Source organism: Pseudomonas sp. B329, assembly GCF_023127835.1.
Lineage (GTDB): Bacteria > Pseudomonadota > Gammaproteobacteria > Pseudomonadales > Pseudomonadaceae > Aquipseudomonas > Aquipseudomonas synxantha_A.
The window spans coordinates 173,957-194,400 of record NZ_SPKP01000030.1; the positions used below are offsets into that span (position 1 = coordinate 173,957).

The following is a 20,444-nucleotide window of genomic DNA, read 5'->3' on the forward strand; positions in this document are numbered from 1 at the left end:
GTGAAGGAACCCTGTCACTGACGACTATCCTGTCCTTCTTCTCGGTTACCTTGAATCGCCCCGGATTCTCTAGACACCTTGCAAGCTCATTGCGTAACGCTTTTCAAACCCTACCGGCGACAGCTGATTGTTGAAACCATGGCGGCGTTTTACGTTGTAGAACATCTCGCTGCCTTGGTCGGAATGAACCATCACCTCTTGCTTCGGCTTACGCCTCCAAACCGCCATCAGCAACGCATCAATGGCCAAATCACTGGTCATCTGCGACTTCATTGACCAGCCAACGACCTGCCGAGAAAACAGATCCAGTACCACCGCCAAATACAACCAGCCTTCATACGTACGAATGTACGTGATGTCGGTTACCCAAACCTTGTTGGGTTCCACAACATCGAAGTGGCGCTTCAGCAAAACCGCTGGGATGGACTTTCAGCGTCAGGCAAAGCCGTCGAATCGAATAGTCGCCTGCGCGCTGCTTGATAAAGGCGTACTTCAGCCGCACTCCTTGGCTATGCGGTTAAAGACAGGGTTCCACTTCGTGGTCTAACCCCTGCCCATTCACACCTTAATCGATTTAGGTATCGCGATACGGCTACTGGTCTTAATTTCGCGTAAAGCCAGACTGGACTGGATGGACGCAATACCCACCTGACGCCTGAGCACCTGTTCGATAAAGTCACTGTAGCTATCAAGGTCCTCTGCCAACACTTGCAGCACGTAATCGGCATCCCCGGTGATCTTGTGACAAGACAACACTTCAGGCAGTTGAGCAATCACCGCCTCAAAAGCATCGGGAGCATGGTCGGCGTGGGTGGAAAAACGGATGTGCACGAACGCCATGATATCCAGCCCCAGCATTCGTCGATCAAGGTTCGCCTGGTAGCCTTTAATCACGCCCGCCTCCTCCATTCTCTTACGCCGCCTCCAACAAGGTGTCAGGCTTAACGACAAGCGCTCACTGAGCTCGGAGTTGGAAATACTCGCATCCTCCTGCAGCAACGCGAGAATCGCCAGGTCGGTGTCATCGAGACTGATGCGTTTGGATGTTTTTTTCTGCATTACGTCATTCCTGAGTAAAAACGCCCGAATAATCCAGTAAACCACGAAAACAAAGCAAAGAAAGCGCGTCAGAGCCGGAACAGAATATTTGCACTGGCCCACATCAACGGATGCGCACAATGTTTACAGTTTTCAGTGATTCCCACCGTTTGCACCACGGCACCGAATTGAAAGACGGCGTGCTCAAGCCGTCCTTCGAACAGCCCAGTCGGGCCGATACCGTCCACAATCGGGTCAAACAGGTAGGGCTTGGCCAGATCATCGAACCGCAAGCATTTGATCGGTCGTGCTATGTCAACGCGCACAGCGAGCGCTACGTAACTTTTCTGGAATCTGCCTGGTCTGAATGGTGCGCAACCGGGCGCACCCACGATGCCTTGCCGCTGGTATGGCCAGTGCGTGATCTGGCCAACGAGCAAGTTCCGACTTTCATCGACGGCAAGCTGGGTTTCTACGCCATGGACGCGGGCTCACCCATTACCGCCACCACATGGCAGGCGGTAAAAACCAGTGCCGATATCGCGCTGACAGGACTGGCGCTGATCGATGAAGGTCACGACAGTGCCTTTGCCCTATGCCGCCCGCCCGGCCATCACGCAGCACGTGAATACATGGGCGGCTATTGCTATCTGAACAACGCAGCCATTGCCGCACAGCAGGCTATTACCCGAGGCGCCAAGCGTGTCGCGGTATTGGATGTCGACTTTCATCATGGCAACGGTACCCAGAATATTTTCTACGGGCGCAGTGACGTCATGTTTGTCTCGCTGCACGGCGAACCGACGGTGTCCTACCCGTACTACTCAGGCTACAGCCACGAAGTCGGCGCTGGTCACGGCGAAGGTTACAACCTGAACTATCCGCTGCCGAAGAACACCTCTTGGGAAAGCTACCGCAACGCCTTGCTCCACGCCTGCAAGAAACTCCAACAATTTGCCCCTGAAGTGCTGGTTATTTCACTGGGCGTCGACACCTTCAAGGACGACCCCATCAGCCACTTTTTGCTTGAAAGCGAAGACTTCATCGGCATCGGCGAGCTGATAGCCGGCGTGGGCTGCCCTGCCCTGTTTGTGATGGAAGGCGGGTACATGGTTGATGAAATCGGGATCAATGCCGTCAATGTGCTGCATGGTTACGAGAGCAAACGCGCCTGAATCGCAGCCTTTCGACTGTTGAATCGGAGAACAAAAACATGACTCTTTTTATTGGCCGTGCACCTTGTTAGCGGAGGAAAAGCCTGCCATCCGCAAACCACCACCGTCAGTAGCCGTTACATCTCAATCAAGGTCATGTGACACCCACTTTTCTACCAAAACTCAAAAACATAAAATCAAGAGGTTTTGTAATGAAATCGACTCCGTCCGAGCGGGTTGAACAGCCCGCGCTGCAGCGCACACTCAGCAATCGTCACATTCAGTTAATGGCCATGGGGGGGGCTATCGGGACAGGCCTGTTCATGGGTTCCGGGAAGATCATCGCCCTCTCCGGCACGTCGATCATCCTCATCTATATGATCATCGGACTGTTCGTCTACTTCGTCATGCGTGCCATGGGCGAAATGTTACTTTCCAACTTGAACTTCAAAACCTTCGCTGATTTTGCCGGTGCCTATCTTGGCCCACGCGCAGCATTCTTTCTCGGCTGGTCATATTGGCTAAGCTGGAGCGTTGCAGTGATAGGTGATGCAGTCGTGGTGGGTGGTTTTTTTCAGTATTGGTTCCCTGATGTACCCGCATGGATACCGGCCATTGGCATGCTGATAACACTGTTCGCCTTGAACGTGCTGACTGTCAGGCTCTTCGGTGAAGTGGAGTTCTGGTTCGCGATCATCAAAATCATTGCCGTCGTTGCCCTGATTGGCGTGAGCATCGTGCTGATTGCCAGCTCCTTTGTCTCACCCAGTGGCGTCACCGCGTCCCTGAACCACTTGCTGGATAAACAGGGCGCATTCCCCAACGGCTTGTTCGGTTTCTTTGCCGGGTTTCAGATGGCGATTTTCTCATTTGCGGGCACCGAGCTGATCGGCACCGCAGCCGCCGAAACGCGCTCCCCCGAAAAGACCCTGCCTAAAGCCATCAACTCGATTCCGCTCAGAATCATCTTGTTTTATGTGCTGGCACTGGCCTGCATTATTGCAGTGACTTCCTGGCAACAGGTTTCGCCCAACAAGAGCCCCTTCGTCGAGCTGTTTCTGGTTGCGGGGTTCCCCGCAGCAGCCGGTATCGTCAACTTTGTGGTGCTGACATCCGCCGCCTCATCGGCCAACAGTGGCGTATTTTCATCCAGCCGGATGCTGTTCGGACTGGCTAATCAGGACAACGCTCCGGGGATTTTCCGGCGTCTGTCGAGCAATAGCGTGCCTCTGCCGAGCTTGGCGTTCACCACCTTGTTGATGCTGCTGGGCGTGTTGTTGCTGTTCATCGTTCCAGAAGTCATGACCGCGTTCACCATCGTATCTACCGTGTCAGCAATTCTGGTGATTTTCACTTGGTCGACGATCCTCGCGTCGTACATTGCCTATTGCAAAACTCGTCCTGACCTGCATGCAAAATCGGCCTACAAGATGCCTGGCGGTGCGCCGATGGCCTGGTTCTCTTTGGCGTTTCTGGGCTTTGTTCTTTGTCTGCTGGCATTGAGACCAGATACCCGAATTGCGTTGATGGTCATGCCGGGATGGTTCCTATGGTTGGCAATTGCTTACCAGCTGACCTGTTCCAGAAAACCCAAGCCCGCTGACAGTTCGGCAAATCAATACAAACGCGAAGGATTGGTTTAAGGGCTATGGCTTACCTCTCTCGTACATCCTGGCGTGGAACTCTAGGGGGTACGAGGGAAACCTTATTGAAGCTACTGATGTGTCGCAGCCGTTCTGTTTTTAGCCTAGCGCCCTTCATGTTGAATTCGATCAAAGGACTTTATATATCTGCGAAACCACCCGCCTCATCGCCTCCTCAATCGTCCCTTCATTGCGACACATCACCCACCCCTGCCCCACAGCCGCCCGTTCAAACGCCTCGGTACACACAACCTGCTCCTCCAGCCTATGCATCACCGTACTGCTCAGCCCGCGTCGCCTTGCCGCTGCCCTCGCCCAGGATATTTGCGCAGTGGTGACAACCCCCACATGCAGATCCGGCACTTGCACCTGTCGATCAAGGTTCAGCGCAAGGATATCTTTAAACGGTATCAATCGACGAAACGCCGCATCGGAGGGGTACCAACGGTCCATCAGGATGATGCTGTCAGGTGGCTGGGCAGCCAGTACGTGCCGGGTAATCCAGCGACGGCTGTCGGCAAAGCGTTCACACACCTCAAGTTCCAGATCCCGGCTGGGATCTCTGGCGAATGTGTTAACCAGAGCCATCGTTTGCGCTCGATAGGGATCGCTCTTGCGCTCGCACAGGCGGACAACCTTTTTGTTGTCGGCCCTCAATGCTGTCGTAACGGCCTCCAACAGCGTGGTTTTGCCGGTGCCCTTGGGCCCATCCAACGAAATAAACAGCGCACGATTCATACGAGCGCTGCGTTATCGTTCAGGTTGTGCAGTTCCATGGGGCCTCTGGTCTGAGCGTTTGGGCGAATTGGCCTCCATTATGGGGAACCCTATTGCCCAATGCGAGGCTGGGCCCTTCCCGCGTCGACCGTAGAGGATCGGTCAGCCATTCAGCATTCCGGGACTTCGGCCTCGTACGTCACCGCCCAGGGCGCGATCAAGCGCTGCGGGGTCTGGCAGGTTTTGCGTTTAAACACGAAGTTTCGGCACTTTTCGGCAAACTGTTGGCGGTTTTGCACCATATCCAACTGCATCTGTACCAGCTCATGTTCGCGGCAACGTTCAACCTGCTGACTATCCAGCGTGGCTTTACGGGTGCGTGCGTACAGATACTTCTCATCGGTCAGCGCGCTTTGGGCCTGTTGAGAGAGCCACAGATCAAAGGCGTGTGGGCAGCGCGGGCCGATGTCCTGAACCATGCCGTGCTGCAAGGCCTGGACGGCACTGACGGGCAGGCATTCTTCGGTGAGCTTGTGCGCGATCTCACTGCCGACGGCCCGTGGCAGGCTGTAGGTCCAGTACTCGGAGCCATAGAGCCCCATGGTTTTGTAATGCGGGTTGAGCACTACACCCTCACGGGCCAATACAATGTCAGCGGCCAGCGCGAGCATCACGCCGCCTGCGCCCGCACTGCCGGTCAGGCCGCTGATCACCAGTTGCCTGGCGGTTAGCAGCTCCCGGCACACATCGTCGATGGCTTGAATATTGGCCCAGGCTTCCAGCCCCGGCACTTTGGCGGCCTGGATGACATTGAGGTGTACACCATTGGAAAAGCTCCCGCGCCCGCCCTTGATCAACAACACTTGGGTGTCTCGCGCCTTGGCCCAGCGCAATGCTGCCACCAGCCGTTGGCATTGTTCGGTGCTCATGGCGCCGTTGTAGAACTCGAATGTCAGTTCGCCGACGTGACCGGCCTCCCGGTAGCGAATCGGTTGATAGGCCAGCGCATTGAAGCTTTGTTGCGCGATCGAGCTGTTCAACACCGGAATGTCAGCCAGTTGTTCAGCCAAGACATGGCGAGCCGGCAGCTTGAAAGTCTCCTCCCCTGGCTGGGCCTTGCGTTTGAGCGAGCCTATCCACAGGCTGTGATCCCCTGCTGCCACCAACACGGCGTCGTCCTGTACCGCGAGGATGTCTCCCGGGGTGCCCTGGCGTGAGTCCAAGTGCGCGTCGTACAGGTAATATTGCCCGCCCAGCAGGCTTGCCAACACCCCGGGTTGGCCGTCGGCGGCGTCGATGCTGCGCTTGATGAAGCTTGCGCAATCGAACCAACTGAAGGTGCGGTCAGCCTGGGTCATGTTCGGCTGCAACCGCCCGATAACGCTAGGTTGCGTGTAGTCGAGGGGCTCCGGGACGAAGCCATTGGCGAATTTTTCCACCACGTCGCGGATGCAGACTATCGCCGCGTCACTCACCGGGCCGTTGTACAGTTCGGATTTGCGTACATCGGCGGGCATGTCGAATTCACAGGTCGACCAGATCGGCCCGGCGTCCATTTCCTCCACGGCCTGCAGGGCCGTGACGCCCCAGCGCCTGACCTGTTGGGTGATGGCCCAGTCCAGTGCGCTGGCGCCACGGTCACCGACGATGCCGGGATGGATGATCACCACCGGGCGCTGCGGGTGGCTCCATAGCTGCTGTGGTACACGGTCCTTCAGGAATGGGCAGATCACCAGGTCGGCGCCTGACGCCTCGACGTGGCGACACACCGTAGTTTCATCGGTGAATACCACAACGCTGGGGTCGTGACCCGCCTGGCGCAAATCCAGCCAGGCCCGCTGGGTCAAACCGTTGAATGCCGAGGATAACAACAGGATCTTCAATGATCGCATGGCTGACTCTTCCTTGAGATTGGGCGACCAGAGGTGCTCCTTGAGCCGTCCCTGGCCTTTGATGGAAGCCCAAGGTTATAGAGCGTGGCAGCAGCGTTACCTGACCAGGATCAAGCTTGTGCCAGCAAATGACGATAGTTTCGAGTTGACAGCGCCCTGCAAACTTCAACAACCTGCCAACTTTCCTGCCCTGCCCCGAGGCTGCCCTTGGACTATTTCAGTGCCCTCACCGCCTTCGTCGAAGCTGCCGAAGGCAATAACTTCTCCCGCGCAGCCGAGCGTTTGGGGATCAAGGCGTCCACGGTTTCACGCTATATAAAGGATCTTGAGCAGGACCTGGGTATCGCGTTGTTCAACCGCTCCACGCGCACCTTGCACCTGACCGAAGGCGGCCAGACCTTCCTGATGCACGCCCGCAGGGTGCTGGATGAACTGGAACACGCCAAGGCGGCGACGTCTGCGTTGAACCAGCAGCCCAGGGGCTTGTTGAAGCTCAACCTGCCGCCGGCATTCGCCCGCCATCACATCCTTCCAGCCTTGAAGGACTTTTGCGCGCGCTACCCGCAAATCAGTGTGGAATTGGTATTGGATAATGCTCAGGTCAACCTGATTCATGCCGGCGTCGATCTAGCCATACGCATTGGCGCGCTGGCCGATTCGACGCTCAAGGCCCGCAAACTCTGCGATGGCCACTACCGCGTGGTGGTCAGCCCGGCTTTTGCCAGGCAGCACCCTGCACCCTCAACCCCTGCCGACCTCGCCGGTTTGCCCGCGGTGTTGGGTACGCTGCCTACGGGCGCTATCAGCTTTGTCTGCGGCGATCATGTATCACCGCTGCTGCACAACGGCTGCATTCGGATAAATGATCTCGACGCACAACTGATCGCCGCTCGCCAGGGGCTGGGCTTTGCCCTTTTGCCGGATTGGTTGGTCGCCCAGAGCATCCAGGCCGGCGAGTTGCTCGTGTGGCTGCCGCAATGGCGAATACGCGATGTCGAGCGCGACTTCGCCGTGTGGTTTGTCTACCCGCCCAAGCGCATCGTGTCGTCCAAGGTCAGGTGCTTTATCGACTTTATCGTTGAGCGACTGGGCCAGACGCCTGAGTGGACATGACTCAACTGAAACGAATATCCAGGGAGCGCAGATAGGTTTGCAGCCCTGCGTCCTGAATCGGAATCAGGAACGCCTCGGTATCCGATTCATTGAAGTGCGCGTGCCAGTACCCCGGCGGCGTGACAAATGCGAGGCCAGGCGACCAGTCCACCCGCTGCGGATTGCGAATCTGCCCGTCCGCGTCCAACTCGGTGCCCACCAGCGAGTAACAGCCCGGCGGGCAATCAATGATGAAGTCCAGCGCAATCGACTGATGCCGGTGAGGTTTCTGTACCGAGCCTGCCGGCAGGATCCCATACATGGCCCACAGCACATGGGTCACGGTACGCGTCTGGGGGAAGTTGCGGTTGCCCAGCAAAATGCTGATGCGGCTGCGGTCTTGCGCACGAGGATCGTCGGCCGCTTCACGCAGCTTGGCGTTAGCCAGTTCTGCGGGGTACAGCGTCGGCGCGAAGCGGTCTGCGCTGCTTGCCACCCCCAGGTAACGCAATAACGGTTCATCGTGCACGTAGTAAAGACGCGCATCCTGGCGGGCGCTGAAGTGTGCTGCCTGCAAGCCAGGCAAGGCCATAAAACAACCTTTTGACCATTGAATCTCATGTTTGCCCTGAACCACGCTGCCCTCGCCCGCGATCACGTAGAACACCTGGGACGTCGCATTGGGTTGCAGGGTCAGCGTGTCGCCACGGTTAAGGCGCATGAAGTTAGCGCACAGCCCGGGGCCTGTCGCAGGGCCTTCGCAGCCCAAGGCGTCGCTGAGGTCCAGCGGTACCACGCGTGAAGGGCCACTGTCGTATAACGAGGCGGGAAAGCTGTGGTAGGGAATGCGCGCAATAAGGTTGGCACTGATGGGGTTGGCCGCTTTGCTGTACTCGAAGTACTCGGCGTCCACTTGGTTTATATCCGTCGGCGCAGGGTTGAATTCGTTCATCAGGCTCATCTCAGTTTTTGGCTGGAGCCCGCAGCGCTTTTAAACGCTGCGGTGTGTGAATGAACTATAGGCAGTGCGCGCAGGCGGATTAATCCCTGGTACTGCACAGCAGTTATGCGAAACGGGGAGGTGCTTGGCTCCCTGTCGGCACCGCTATCAAACCTTAAACCGTGGTATCGCCAGCCCCAGACTTTCGCGCAACGTCGAGCCTTCATACGCCGAGCGATAAACACCGCGTTCCTGCAACAACGGAATCACCTCCCGGGTGAATCGATCGAACTGCCCGGGGTGGCCGATGTAGATATTGAACCCGTCCACAGCCCGCGCCTGGAGCCAGGCGGCCATTTTCTGCGCCACCGTATCGGCGCTACCCACGAAGGCGCCAGGACGCAGTTGCCGACCAAACTCAATGGCCTGGCGCAAGGTGAAACCCTTCTCCCGCGCCTGATCGGCGATGCGTTTGGCATTGGTGAAAAAACTGCTGCGCGCCGCTTCCAGGCTCTCTTGCGGGAATGGCGCATCCAGGTCGTACTGGCTGAAATCATGCCAGCCGAAATTACGCCCGAACTCCTTGAGCGCCAGTTCAAAACTATGGTCGAGTTGATGGTAGTGCTGCTCGATTTCCCGGGCCTGTGCATCAGTGTCACCCACATAGACTTCCGCACCGGGCATGATCAATAACTGCTCCGGATCGCGCCCTCTTTGTGCCGCCCTGCCCTTGATATCCCGGTAAAACGCCTGGCCCTGCTCGATGCTGGCCGCATGGGTGAAGATCACGTCCGCCGTGGCTGCGCCCAGATCGCGGCCTGGCTCGGAATCTCCGGCCTGAAAGATCACCGGTTGGCCCTGGGGTGAGCGTTGGATATTCAGCGGGCCGACCACGCGAAAATGTTCGCCCTGGTGGTTCAGGCTGTGCAGCTTGCTGGGGTCGAGAAACTGGCCGGTAGCGCGGTCGCGCACAAACGCATCGTCTTCGTAAGAGTTCCACAACCCCTGCACCACCTGGACGTGTTCGGCGGCGCGGCCATAGCGGGTGGCGTAGTCATAATGTTCATCGCGGCTGTAATTGCCTGCGGTGCCAGCATCACCGCTGGTGACCACGTTCCAGCCGGCGCGGCCTTTGCTGATCAAATCCAGGGACGCCAGGCGCCGCGCCACGTTATACGGCGAGTTGTAGGAGGTGGTCAGCGTGCCAACCAGGCCGATATGCCGGGTACTCACCGCCAGCGCCGATAACAGTGTCAGCGGCTCCAGGCGATTGAGGTAATGGGACGGCGAGCCGGGGGTGATAAATTGGCTGTCGACGATAAACATCAAGTCGAACAGCGCCGCCTCGGCCTGGCGCGCAATCTCGATGTACCAGTCGACGTTGACGCTGGCATCGGCCGGCAGTTGCGGGTCGAGCCACAGGTTATGCCGGCCCGGGCCACCGCTGCCCATGGTCAGGGCGCCCAGTTTGAGCTGTCTTTTAGTCATGACGAGACCCCCTTCAGGGCTGGCGGGTGGCGACGGCGGGCTGCAAGGACGCCGCGAAGGACGGGTCAAACAGTTGGGCGGCCGGGTAAGCCTTGATCAGGCCCTGGCTGGCGAAAAAGTCCACGGTCTTTTGCGCCTCCACAGGCACCTGGGCGGTCAGTGGCTCGACGGTGGTGCGCGCCCGAGCAAACCACACACGGGCGATATCGGCGTCAGCACGGGTGCGCTTGGCCCAGGCATCGGCATAGGCATCGGCGTTGGCCGGGTTTTGGCGAGCCCAGTCACGGGCTTTTTTCAGCCGCTGGAGAAAGTCGCTGATAGGCTCACGCTTGGCCTCTACCGCATTGGCGTTGGCGGCAATGAAGCTCTGCGCCGGGATCAACCCCTCGGCGGTCGCCAGCACTCGCGCACCCTGGCGTTCCTGTTGCGTGACATACGGCTCCCAGGTGGCGATGACGTCAACCGCGCCGCCCTCCAGCGCATGGGACGCATCCAGCGCGCTGAGGTAGCGCAACTCCAGAGAGTCCCGTGCAACCCCGGCTTTATCCAATGCAGTCAGCAGCAGTTGCTGGCTCCAGGAGCCCTTCCAGATGGCCGCGCGCTTGCCCGCAAGATCGGCCAGGCTGTGGATCGACGAATCCTTTCTCACCAGGATCGCCACGCCCGCAAGATTCTGGCGGCTGACGGCAATCACCTTGATCGGTGCGCCCAATGCGCCCAGGAACAATACTGGCGCATCGCCCAGCAGGCCGATATCCAGGCTGCCGACGTTGAGCGCTTCGGCCACCGGTGACCCGGCGGTGAATTGCTTCCATTCCAGGGTATAGGGCAGATCATCCAGCACCCCCGCCGCTTCCATCACCGCTTGGGCGTTATAGCTCTGGTCACCCACGACCAGGGTTTGTGCCTGTGCCGTCAGGCTTAGCAAGGTAGCGGCCAACCCGGCCGCCAGTGTTGTCAGGTAACGCACGCTCGTCTCCAGATGCCGTGTTGGGCAGTCAAGTCGATCCGCGCGTGCGGTCTCGGCAATGTTCGTAAGGATCAATACGATGCGGTTCTAAGAGGCGCGTGTAAAATACCTATAACGCATAACGTAATGCGCAAATAATGCGCGCACCGCATCAGGCTATCGAGGCAGCTCGACCCGCGCCACCAAGCCTGAGCCACGCAGACGGTTGCTTAGCGTCAGTTCGCCGCCCTGCTCGCGCACAATGGCGCGTGCTGCTGAAAGCCCGAGACCCACGCCACCGGTATTACGATTGCGCGAGGTTTCGAGGCGAAAGAATGGATCGAATACGCGCTCAAGGTCAGCCTCGGGAATCCCCGGCCCCTGGTCATGAACCTCAATGCAGATGCGCTGACCGTCCCCACTCAGAGAGATGCCAGGGTGACGCGCATATTTGGCGGCGTTCTCCAGCAGGTTGACGATCACCCGCTTAAGTCCCAGTGGGCGTCCGTGATAGACCAGGTGGGACGGCCCAATGAAATCCACCGCAAAATGCTGGTCGCGATAGTCATCGATGATGGTTTGCAGCAGCTCCGACAGATCGAATGCAGTGCGTTGCTCCAGCACCGTATCGTCGCGAAAGAACGCCAGCGCAGCGTTGATCATCGACTGCATTTCCTCGACATCGCGAATCAGTTTGTGCTGATGGTCCAGATCCTCCATGAACTCGCAACGCAGGCGAATCCGCGTCAAAGGCGCGCGCAAGTCGTGGGAAATCGCCGCGAGCATATGGGTGCGTTCGCCGATGAAATGCTGGATCTGCGCCTGCATGGTGTTGAAGGCGATGATGGCCTGGCGTATTTCGTGGGGGCCTTCGCTGTCGATGGGCGGAGCGCGCAAATCACCACCAAAACGCCTGGCGGCACTGGCGAAACGCTGCAACGGTTTAGCCAATTGCCGGGTCGCGAGCCAGGCCACCAACAAGGTCGCGATCAACCCCAGGGTGATGATCACCGCGATGCGCGTGGGCGCGCTCAGCCCCCACGTGCGTTCAGGCGGGACGAATGACAGCCAGCTGCCATCGAGCAACTGCACGAGCGCAACATAGTGCGCTTCGGGGCTGCCACGCGGCCAATCGTTGGGGCTGAACACCTTAATTTGTCGCCCAGTGCCAAACAGTGCTTGTATCCCCGGGACTTCGCCCGTTTGAAGCGCCGTGTTGCCGTCGGGAAGGCCGAAATCCGCAGGGTCGTTATGCCAGGCCACATGCAGGCGGGCATCGCTGGCCGCTGCCGCCAGTTGCGAACGCAGCGTTGCAGGCGCGGCTTCGATGACTTTGGTGGTGGCGGCCATCTGCTCCAGCAACCCCGTGCGCTCGATCGGCGGGCGCGCCCAGACCCCGGCAACCTGGACGAACAAGGCATTAAGCGCCAGCGAAGCGAGCATTGCGGCGAGAATGGTCAGGGCGATGCGCCGGTTCAGGGTGTCGCGACGCAACAGGTCGCGGATCATGACCGGGTGACCGGGGCGGTGAACAGATAGCCGCCATTGCGTACCGTGCGGATCAGGTCCGGGCGTTTGCAATCGGGCTCGATCTTGCGCCGCAGTCGGCTGACCTGCACGTCGATGCTGCGGTCGAAGGCGTCGTGGTCCCGGCCGTGGGTCAGGTCGATCAATTGGTCGCGGGTGAGGATGCGCTGAGGATGCTCAAGAAACACCACCAGCAAGTCGAATTCGCCACCGGACAGCGGAATCATCACGCCCTCGGGAGAGCGCAGCTCGCGGCAGGTAATATCCAGATGCCAACCGGCGAACGCGATGATTGGCCGGGAATGCTCACTGCCAGCGCCGACGGGCTGCCCCGCCCGCCGTTGCACCGCACGCAGACGGGCCAGCAATTCGCGGGGGGCAAACGGTTTGGTCAGATAGTCGTCGGCGCCCAGCTCCAGGCCGACGATGCGATCACTGAGCTCGCCCATGGCCGTGAGCATGATGATTGGAATGCCCATCTGCGCCCGGACTTTCTGGCACAGGCTAAGACCGCCTTCACCGGGCAGCATGAGGTCAAGGATAATGGTGTCTGGCCGCTGCCGGGCGATGGCTGCCCACATGGCTTCTCCGTCGGCAGCCACGTCGACTTCATAGGCGTGCTGCACGAAGAACTTCTTCAGCAATGCCCGAATTTCTCCGTCGTCGTCGACGATCAGCAGTCTGCTCACGTTCCCAGGTCCCCTGGCAAAAAAGGAAAACATCTAAAACCATTCCGGCGCCGGGGTCATTTATTTCAATCGAGCAACATTCCTTCGCCACGGACACAACCCGGACATCTTCGGGAAAAACCCGTCGGGCATCCTGCACGCCTTCCATTCAAGGAGACGTTCATGAAGGTTTCTAGCAGCAGGTATACCGAGCAGGCACAGGACACCGGGCGGCCATTGGTGCTGAGCCAGCGCACATCGTCCCCCGCACAGGACAGCCCCATGCTGTTCCAGGAATCCTGCCTGGGCCTGACGGCGGACCAGGACCGCATCGTATTGCGCCGCTACTTCGAACATTACAGCGCCGACGCCGGGCGCTGGGTCGAGTATGCCCACTCCATCCCCATCGCCGAGCTTGTCCATTGGATCATGACCCATGGGCAGTTGCACATCGAATGCTCTCATGACAACCCGAACGAACAGGCAGCCCACTGATGACCTGCAAACGTTCACTGCCGTTATTGATGGCGGCCACCTTGAGCCTGGCGGCCTGCAGCAGCAACCGTATCGAGCCCGAAGACGCGGGTTTTCTTCACGATTACAGCCTGCTTAAAGAGCACCAGAGTGCTTCGGGCCAGACCGTGCTGAGTTGGGTCAGTCCGGCCTTGAAGCGTGGCCGATACAAGCAGGTGTACCTGGCGCCCAGCCAGTTTTTCCCGGCCGTTGAACCCAGCGCCCAGATACCGCAAAGCACCCTCTTCCACGTCACCGGATATTACGACCTGGTACTGCGGTCGGAGCTTGGCAAACACATGTATCTGGCCGCAAAGCCCGGGCCCGACACGCTTACGGTACGCCCCGCCATTACCCGGATCACCACCAGCACCCAAGGCTTGCGCCTGTATGAATGGCTGCCGATCACCCTGGTCGCAGCGGGCGTGAGCACCGCCGCCGGCATCCGCGACCAGGACAGCGAGATCGCCACGCAGCTGTCCCTCGAAGACGGCTCGACCGGCGATGTGGTGGCAGCCATCGTGAGCGAGGGCATCGGCATTCCCCTGGATAACGACAAGCAAGTGATGACCGCCGACAACGTAAAAGAAGTACTCGACGGCTGGGCCCGCGACCTGGGCCAGTCATACAGCGCCGTCGCTCAATAGCACGGCCCCGCTCAAACGTCATAATCCCCTGCCCGTCTGCGTGGTAATCTCCCGGCACCACGAATAGACATTGATCGTCACTTGACGATGACCAAAGCCAGGAAAGAACATGCCCAAGATTTCTCACTCAGCGCTACGCCGTAACTTCCGTGACCTGCTGGCAACGCCCATCTGCGTTGAAACCGCCTCCGTATTCGACCCCATGTCTGCCCGCATCGCGGCCGACCTGGGTTTTGAAGTCGGGATCCTGGGCGGTTCAGTCGCCTCCCTGCAGGTGCTGGCGGCCCCCGATTTTGCGTTGATTACCCTGAGTGAGTTCGTTGAGCAAGCCACCCGCATTGGCCGCGTCGCCCAGTTACCCTTCATTGCCGACGCCGACCACGGCTACGGTAATGCGCTGAACGTGATGCGTACCGTCGAAGAACTGGAACGCGCCGGTGTCGCCGCGCTGACCATTGAAGACACCCTGCTGCCGGCGCAATTCGGGCGCAAGTCCACCGATCTGATTTCGGTAGAAGAAGGCATCGGCAAGGTCAAGGCAGCCATTGAGGCGCGCGTCGACCCCGAATTGTCGATCATTGCCCGCACCAACGCCGGCGTGTTGCCCACCGCCGATGTTATCGCCCGCACCAAAGCCTACGAAAAGGCCGGCGCCGATGGTATCTGCATGGTTGGCGTCAAAGACTTCGAGCACCTGGAGCAAATCGCCGAGAACCTCAGCGTGCCGTTGATGCTGGTGACCTACGGCAACCCGCAACTGCATGACAGCGAGCGCCTGGCCAGCCTGGGCGTGCGCATCGTCGTAGCCGGGCATGGCGCCTACTTCGCCGCGATCAAGGCCACCTACGACAGCCTGCGTGCGCAACGCCAGCTTACCCATAGCACGTCCAATCTCAGCGCCACGGAGCTGACCCACACCTACACGTTGCCGGAGAGCTATGTGGCGTGGGCTGAAGAGTTCATGGACGTTAAAGAGTAATTGCCCTGCCGGTGCTGATGCGTCTTGTCAGCACCGGACTCATCCAGCCGCCAGGCTCACCGCGGTAAAAACTGTGATGGCGCAAAACGGTTGTTTTACGTCATCACAATGAATCCCAGGTACTCGCTGATGTTCTGCATTTCGAAGTATTTTTGCTGAGCATTGAGTACAGGGGCAGGACCATGCAGAAACAGCCTTACGTGCTGACCTTTGGCCAATTGATTGGCTACTGGATCACTGCGCTTCATTTTTACCCTGATCGGCACTGGTTTGTTTTGTGTATCGAACTTGAGCCAGGTTACGACTAAAACTACGTTATCCAGCAGTGACACCGTCGCCTGAGCATGGGTGATGAGTCGATCACATCCCAGGGACGCAATGTTCTTTTGAGCGGCAGTAAGCTGCGCAAACGCATCGAAATAGGTCAGTTGCTGGCCCGCGATAGATAGCGATGTTCGCTGACGGACGTTTACGGTCATAGCAGACCATGCTTCAACAACTTCAGCCAAAGTGCCTGGGTGTATAACCGCAGACGTCGACGCTTGGAGCGACGAGGCCAGAGCTTGCATCTCGGTAACCGTTGGTTTGGCGTTTTTGCGCCGCGTGGAGAGTTTGCCCAAGTGGCTTGGGATAAGCGGCGGCGCGATATAGGCCGGTCGCGGGGCTGACACTCCTGGAAACGCAGACGCATGAGACGGGGCTTTTTCGTTCACACAGCGCGGTTTGTGAGAGTTCAGCGCCCTGAAATAGAAGTTGCCCAGAATTGAAATGGCCGCAACGACCTCCTCAAGGCAACAAGGGCAAAAATAAAACAGGTCCTTGGGGGCCGCGTGCGCAAAACTGGCCGACACGTTAGCGTCCATGTCCCAGCACGCTGCCGTCGTCATTAACTTAACTACCATTCCAATATCCCTATCGTTCGTTCACTGACATGCTGGCGCAAGCTTACCTGTTAGAGGGGGTAGCAACTACAGACGCAGGCGCCGTGACCTTCGAGCGGGCAGTGTTTAAACTGTTCGCCAACCTTCGATCCGCACTGCACATGAGACCTACATGGCCAACCACGATCTTTCTTTCACTCCCGACCCAGATGCCGACTCCATCTCCTCCGATGTCATCGGCTTCAACGGCATTCTGGTCTCGACCCAAATCCCGACCCACGCCGACGGCAGCCTGGAGCTGGGCGATATCACCCTGCAAAGCGAATGCACCCTGCAAGCGCTCAAAGTCGCGCTGGAAAAAGCCGGCAGTTCCATGGACCGGGTGATGCACCTGACCATCTACCTCACCGATATGGCCGACCGCGCTGCGTTCAATGAAGTCTACAAGCGCTTTTTTGCCAAGCCATGGCCGGTGCGGGCTGCGGTGGGTGTTGCTGCATTGGCGGTGGACGGGATGCGTGTTGAAGTAACAGCGATGGCTGCCAAAGCCTGATATCTATGACGCTACAGCAAATGTGGGAGGGGGCTTGCTCCCGATAGCGGTGGGTCAGAACAGTTTTAATTACTGACACACCCTCATCGGGAGCAAGCCCCCTCCCACACAGGGCCCTGGGCCCGACAGCCCTGCGGTAGATGCCGGCCGGGCATTTCACGGCTACAATGCGCGCCTCGACCGTGACAAGCCTGACTAAAAAAACTATGTCCTTGCCCAAGCATCACCTTGAATTGCTCAGCCCTGCCCGCGATGTCGCCATTGCGCGCGAGGCCATTCTGCATGGCGCCGACGCCATCTACATTGGCGGCCCAAGCTTCGGCGCCCGTCACAATGCCTGTAACGAGGTGAGCGATATCGCGCAGCTGGTGGAATTCGCCCGTCGATACCACGCCCGCGTCTTCACCACCATCAACACCATCTTGCATGACAACGAGCTGGAGCCAGCGCGCAAGCTGATCCACCAGCTGTATGACGCAGGTGTAGACGCGTTGATCGTGCAGGATCTGGGCGTGATGGAGCTGGATATTCCGCCCATCGAGCTACACGCCAGCACCCAGACCGACATCCGCACCCTGGGCCGGGCAAAGTTTCTTGACCAGGCCGGTTTCTCGCAGTTGGTATTGGCCCGTGAGCTGAACCTGCAGGAAATCCGCGCAATCGCCGACGAAACCGATGCCGCCATCGAATTCTTCATCCACGGCGCCCTGTGCGTGGCGTTCTCCGGGCAGTGCAATATTTCCCATGCGCAGAATGGCCGCAGTGCCAACCGTGGTGATTGCTCCCAGGCCTGCCGTCTGCCGTACACCTTGAAAGATGACCAGGGCCGCGTCGTGGCCTTTGAAAAGCACCTGCTGTCGATGAAAGACAACAACCAGAGCGCCAACCTGCGCGCGCTGGTCGAAGCGGGTGTGCGTTCATTCAAGATCGAAGGCCGCTACAAGGACATGGGCTATGTGAAGAACATCACCGCCTACTACCGCCAGCGCCTCGACGAAATCCTCGAAGACCGCCCGGACCTGGCCCGTGCCTCCAGCGGGCGTACCGCGCACTTCTTCGTGCCCGACCCGGAAAAAACCTTCCACCGTGGCAGCACCGACTATTTCGTCACCGATCGCAAGATCGACATCGGCGCGTTCGACACCCCGACGTTTACCGGCCTGCCGGTGGGTGTGGTGGAAAAAGCCGGCAAGCGTGACTTGCAGGTAGTCACCCATGAGCCGCTTTCCAACGGCGATGGTCTGAATGTGCTGGTCAAGCGTGAAGTGGTAGGGTTCCGCGCCAATATCGCCGAGCCTAAAGGCGAGTTCGAAGAAGACGGCGAGAAGCGCTATCGCTACCGCGTCGAGCCGAATGAAATGCCGGCCGGCCTGCATCAGTTGCGCCCCAACCATCCTTTGAACCGTAACCTGGACCATAACTGGCAACAGGCACTGCTCAAGACGTCCGCCGAACGCCGTATCGGCCTGGCGTGGGTTGCACGCCTGCGTGAAGAGCAGTTGCACCTCACCGCCACCAGCGAAGAAGGCATCAGCGCCAGTGTCACCCTGCCCGGCCCGTTTGGTGTAGCCAACAAGCCGGAACAGGCACTGGACACCCTGCGCGATCTGCTCGGCCAGCTCGGCACCACGGAGTATCACGCCACCCGCATCGAGCTGGACGCGCCGCAGGCGTTCTTCATCCCCAACTCGCAGCTCAAGGCCATGCGCCGTGAAGTGATCGAAGCCCTGACCGCCGCCCGCATCAAGGCGCACCCTCGGGGTGGGCGCAAGGCCGAGACCACCCCGCCGCCGGTGTATCCGGATGCGCATCTGTCATTCCTGGCCAACGTCTATAACCAGAAGGCCCGCGACTTCTACCACCGTCACGGCGTGAAGCTGATCGATGCGGCCTTCGAAGCCCACGAAGAAACCGGCGAAGTGCCAGTGATGATCACCAAGCATTGCCTGCGTTTCTCGTTCAACCTGTGCCCCAAACAGGCCAAGGGCGTCACCGGCGTGAAGACCAAGGTCGCGCCGATGCAGTTGATCCACGGCGACGAAGTGCTGACCTTGAAGTTCGATTGCAAGCCGTGCGAGATGCATGTGGTGGGCAAGATCAAGGGGCATATTCTTGGGTTGCCGCAGCCGGGCAGTGCTGTAGAGCATTTCAATCCGGAAAACCTCATCTATCAGGGCACGCACTGAGCTGACGGGCGCGGGGCCACCACCAGCCCCGCTGCAGCCCGGCAGCGGCCAGCAGAATCGCCGCCACACCCAGCCATTGCAGCCACCCCAGGCGATGCCCGAACGCAATCCAGTCCACCAGGATCGCCGCAATCGGATAGATGAACGACAACGCGCCGGTCATCGCCGTGGGCAGCTTCTGAATAGCCCCGTACAGCAACACATACATCAAACCGGTATGCACCACGCCCAATGTCGCCAGTGCCGCCCAGGCAGTGGTCGACCCGGGCAAGCTGTGCCAGGGCACCAGCGGCGCCAGCAGCACGGCGCCGGCGGTCACCTGGATCAACGCCATCAAATGCGGCGGTATGTCCTTCAGGCGTTTGATGATCAGCGCCGCCACCGCGTACAAAAATGCCGCGCCCAAGGCCAAGGCAATGCCAGCAAGATAGTTCCCGCCACCCGATTGCTCACCATGGGCGGTCACGATCGCCAACATGCCCAGGAACGCCACACTCAGCCACGCCATTTTCTGCACGGTGATCTTCTCACCGAGAAACACCGCTGCCAGCATCACCAGTATGAACGGCTGCACGTTGTACACCGCCGTGCTGATCGCGATGGACGCACGGGAATAGGACTCGAACAGCAACAGCCAGTTACCGACGATCGCCACGCCGCTGAGCACTGCCAGCCCTAGCTTGGCCCAGTTGAGTAACTCCAGGCGCAAATACCCCAGCAACGCGCACACCAGCAGCAGTGTCAGCGCGCCAATCACGCAACGCCAGAACACCACCTCAAGCACCGACACGCCCGACACCAGCACAAACCAGCCAATGGTGCCGGAGATCAGCATGGCAGCGATCATTTCCCAGGTTCCGCGACGGATTGATGTATCCATGATTGAGGCTCCTCAAGTGAGGCTCAATTATGGCAATCTGCTCGACACGGCTACAGCGACTAAAAAAGGCAAAACCCAGGATTCACCTTTTCTTATTAGGCAAACCTCATGATCGACACTATCGACCAGCAATTGATCGCCGCCTTGATGGACGACTCGCGCCTGTCCCTCAAGACCCTGGCGGGCATCACCGGTCTGTCTTCGCCGAGCGTCAGCGAACGTCTGCGCCGCCTGGAAGAGCGCGGCGTGCTGACCCACTACACCGTCGACATCGACCCCAAGCACTTCGGCTACCTGCTGCAAGCCATCGTGCGCATCCGCCCCCTGCCCGGCAAACTGCAGGAAGTGGAACGCCAGATCCAGGCGATCCCCGAGTTCACAGAATGCGATAAGGTCACGGGCGACGACTGCTTTATCGCACGCCTGCATGTACGCACCATGGAGCACCTCGACACGCTGCTGGACCGGCTGAATACCTATGCCGAGACCAACACCGCTATCGTCAAGAAAACCCCGGTGAAACGGCGTTTGCCGCCGTTGGCTGACTAACAGGGCTGCGTAGCCTGTGGGAGGGGGCTTGCTCCCGATGGCGGCCTCAGGGCCGGCCGGGATGTTGGATTAGACCGAGTACATATCCGTTATTTAGGTAACGGCCACTATTGGTTCCGCTTTTACAGCGGGTCACTTTCGAAAAGCG

At 59.1% G+C, this 20,444-nt stretch carries 19 protein-coding genes and 1 pseudogene; 9 read left to right on the forward strand and 11 right to left on the reverse strand.

Features of this window, described 5'->3' with window-relative positions:
- Positions 1-69: 69 nt before the first annotated feature.
- A pseudogene (locus E4P00_RS17555) lies at positions 70-408 on the reverse strand (DDE-type integrase/transposase/recombinase); the annotation flags it as partial.
- A 150-nt stretch (positions 409-558) separates the two neighbouring features.
- Complete coding sequence (locus tag E4P00_RS17560) at positions 559-1,059, reverse strand: Lrp/AsnC family transcriptional regulator (protein WP_248132260.1); 501 nt, start codon at positions 1,057-1,059, stop codon at positions 559-561.
- A gap of 119 nt (positions 1,060-1,178) precedes the next feature.
- Between E4P00_RS17560 and E4P00_RS17565 the strand changes: the two genes are divergently transcribed.
- Positions 1,179-2,213 (forward strand): histone deacetylase family protein, encoded by a 1,035-nt coding sequence (locus E4P00_RS17565; RefSeq protein ID WP_078821376.1) that lies wholly within the window; start codon positions 1,179-1,181, stop codon positions 2,211-2,213.
- Positions 2,214-2,404: 191 nt separating this feature from the next.
- Positions 2,405-3,835: an amino acid permease gene (locus tag E4P00_RS17570; RefSeq protein ID WP_078821377.1), complete on the forward strand. Its 1,431-nt coding sequence runs from the start codon at positions 2,405-2,407 to the stop codon at positions 3,833-3,835.
- Between the two features lie 129 nt (positions 3,836-3,964).
- Here E4P00_RS17570 and E4P00_RS17575 read toward each other — a convergent pair whose 3' ends face one another.
- Together E4P00_RS17575 and E4P00_RS17580 are read right to left on the reverse strand one after the other, a co-directional pair.
- Positions 3,965-4,573, reverse strand: coding sequence for a dTMP kinase (locus tag E4P00_RS17575; RefSeq protein ID WP_216091351.1), 609 nt, complete (start codon positions 4,571-4,573; stop codon positions 3,965-3,967).
- Between the two features lie 149 nt (positions 4,574-4,722).
- Entirely contained in the window at positions 4,723-6,444 is a 1,722-nt protein-coding gene (locus E4P00_RS17580; RefSeq protein ID WP_248132262.1) for a hydrogenase maturation protein, read from the reverse strand.
- Positions 6,445-6,651: 207 nt separating this feature from the next.
- Here E4P00_RS17580 and E4P00_RS17585 point away from each other — a divergent pair, with 207 nt between their 5' ends.
- A complete protein-coding gene (locus tag E4P00_RS17585; RefSeq protein WP_248132264.1) occupies positions 6,652-7,557 on the forward strand; it encodes a LysR family transcriptional regulator in 906 nt (301 codons plus the stop codon).
- A 1-nt stretch (position 7,558) separates the two neighbouring features.
- Here E4P00_RS17585 and E4P00_RS17590 read toward each other — a convergent pair whose 3' ends face one another.
- The 5 genes from E4P00_RS17590 to E4P00_RS17610 all read right to left on the reverse strand — a co-directional run bounded on the left by E4P00_RS17590 (position 7,559) and on the right by E4P00_RS17610 (position 13,162).
- Positions 7,559-8,488 carry a cupin gene (locus tag E4P00_RS17590; RefSeq protein WP_216091348.1) on the reverse strand — a complete coding sequence of 310 codons (930 nt, stop codon included), beginning with the start codon at positions 8,486-8,488 and terminating at the stop codon, positions 7,559-7,561.
- A gap of 156 nt (positions 8,489-8,644) precedes the next feature.
- Positions 8,645-9,964: an LLM class flavin-dependent oxidoreductase gene (locus E4P00_RS17595; RefSeq protein ID WP_216091347.1), complete on the reverse strand. Its 1,320-nt coding sequence runs from the start codon at positions 9,962-9,964 to the stop codon at positions 8,645-8,647.
- Positions 9,965-9,977: 13 nt separating this feature from the next.
- The gene (locus E4P00_RS17600) at positions 9,978-10,934 is read right to left on the reverse strand and encodes an ABC transporter substrate-binding protein (protein WP_248132266.1); all 957 of its coding nucleotides are present in this window, start codon (positions 10,932-10,934) and stop codon (positions 9,978-9,980) included.
- Between the two features lie 156 nt (positions 10,935-11,090).
- Positions 11,091-12,422 (reverse strand): ATP-binding protein, encoded by a 1,332-nt coding sequence (locus tag E4P00_RS17605; RefSeq protein WP_148853223.1) that lies wholly within the window; start codon positions 12,420-12,422, stop codon positions 11,091-11,093.
- Complete coding sequence (locus tag E4P00_RS17610) at positions 12,419-13,162, reverse strand: response regulator (RefSeq protein WP_032875287.1); 744 nt, start codon at positions 13,160-13,162, stop codon at positions 12,419-12,421. Before E4P00_RS17610 ends, E4P00_RS17605 begins: the two co-directional genes overlap by 4 nt.
- Positions 13,163-13,291: 129 nt before the next feature.
- Here E4P00_RS17610 and E4P00_RS17615 point away from each other — a divergent pair, with 129 nt between their 5' ends.
- The 3 genes from E4P00_RS17615 (at position 13,292) to E4P00_RS17625 (ending at position 15,247) form a co-directional block, all read left to right on the forward strand.
- Positions 13,292-13,603 carry a hypothetical protein gene (locus E4P00_RS17615; RefSeq protein WP_248132268.1) on the forward strand — a complete coding sequence of 104 codons (312 nt, stop codon included), beginning with the start codon at positions 13,292-13,294 and terminating at the stop codon, positions 13,601-13,603.
- Positions 13,603-14,268 (forward strand): DUF3313 domain-containing protein, encoded by a 666-nt coding sequence (locus tag E4P00_RS17620; protein WP_078821385.1) that lies wholly within the window; start codon positions 13,603-13,605, stop codon positions 14,266-14,268. Before E4P00_RS17615 ends, E4P00_RS17620 begins: the two co-directional genes overlap by 1 nt.
- A 109-nt stretch (positions 14,269-14,377) precedes the next feature.
- Entirely contained in the window at positions 14,378-15,247 is an 870-nt protein-coding gene (locus E4P00_RS17625; protein ID WP_103735184.1) for an oxaloacetate decarboxylase, read from the forward strand.
- A gap of 95 nt (positions 15,248-15,342) precedes the next feature.
- Here E4P00_RS17625 and E4P00_RS17630 read toward each other — a convergent pair whose 3' ends face one another.
- Positions 15,343-16,110: a hypothetical protein gene (locus tag E4P00_RS17630; RefSeq protein ID WP_143508450.1), complete on the reverse strand. Its 768-nt coding sequence runs from the start codon at positions 16,108-16,110 to the stop codon at positions 15,343-15,345.
- A 190-nt stretch (positions 16,111-16,300) separates the two neighbouring features.
- Between E4P00_RS17630 and E4P00_RS17635 the strand changes: the two genes are divergently transcribed.
- Together E4P00_RS17635 and E4P00_RS17640 are read left to right on the forward strand one after the other, a co-directional pair.
- Positions 16,301-16,681, forward strand: a complete 381-nt coding sequence (locus tag E4P00_RS17635) for a RidA family protein (protein WP_032875277.1) — start codon at positions 16,301-16,303, stop codon at positions 16,679-16,681.
- Positions 16,682-16,887: 206 nt separating this feature from the next.
- Positions 16,888-18,867, forward strand: coding sequence for a U32 family peptidase (locus tag E4P00_RS17640; RefSeq protein ID WP_078821387.1), 1,980 nt, complete (start codon positions 16,888-16,890; stop codon positions 18,865-18,867).
- Here the strand turns inward: E4P00_RS17640 and E4P00_RS17645 are convergent.
- Entirely contained in the window at positions 18,845-19,747 is a 903-nt protein-coding gene (locus E4P00_RS17645) for a DMT family transporter (RefSeq protein ID WP_248132270.1), read from the reverse strand. The genes E4P00_RS17640 and E4P00_RS17645 overlap by 23 nt on opposite strands.
- 108 nt (positions 19,748-19,855) lie before the next feature.
- On the opposite strand from E4P00_RS17645, the gene E4P00_RS17650 reads away from it, so the two are divergent.
- Complete coding sequence (locus E4P00_RS17650) at positions 19,856-20,296, forward strand: Lrp/AsnC family transcriptional regulator (protein ID WP_032875274.1); 441 nt, start codon at positions 19,856-19,858, stop codon at positions 20,294-20,296.
- The last annotated feature ends 148 nt before the right edge of the window (positions 20,297-20,444 follow it).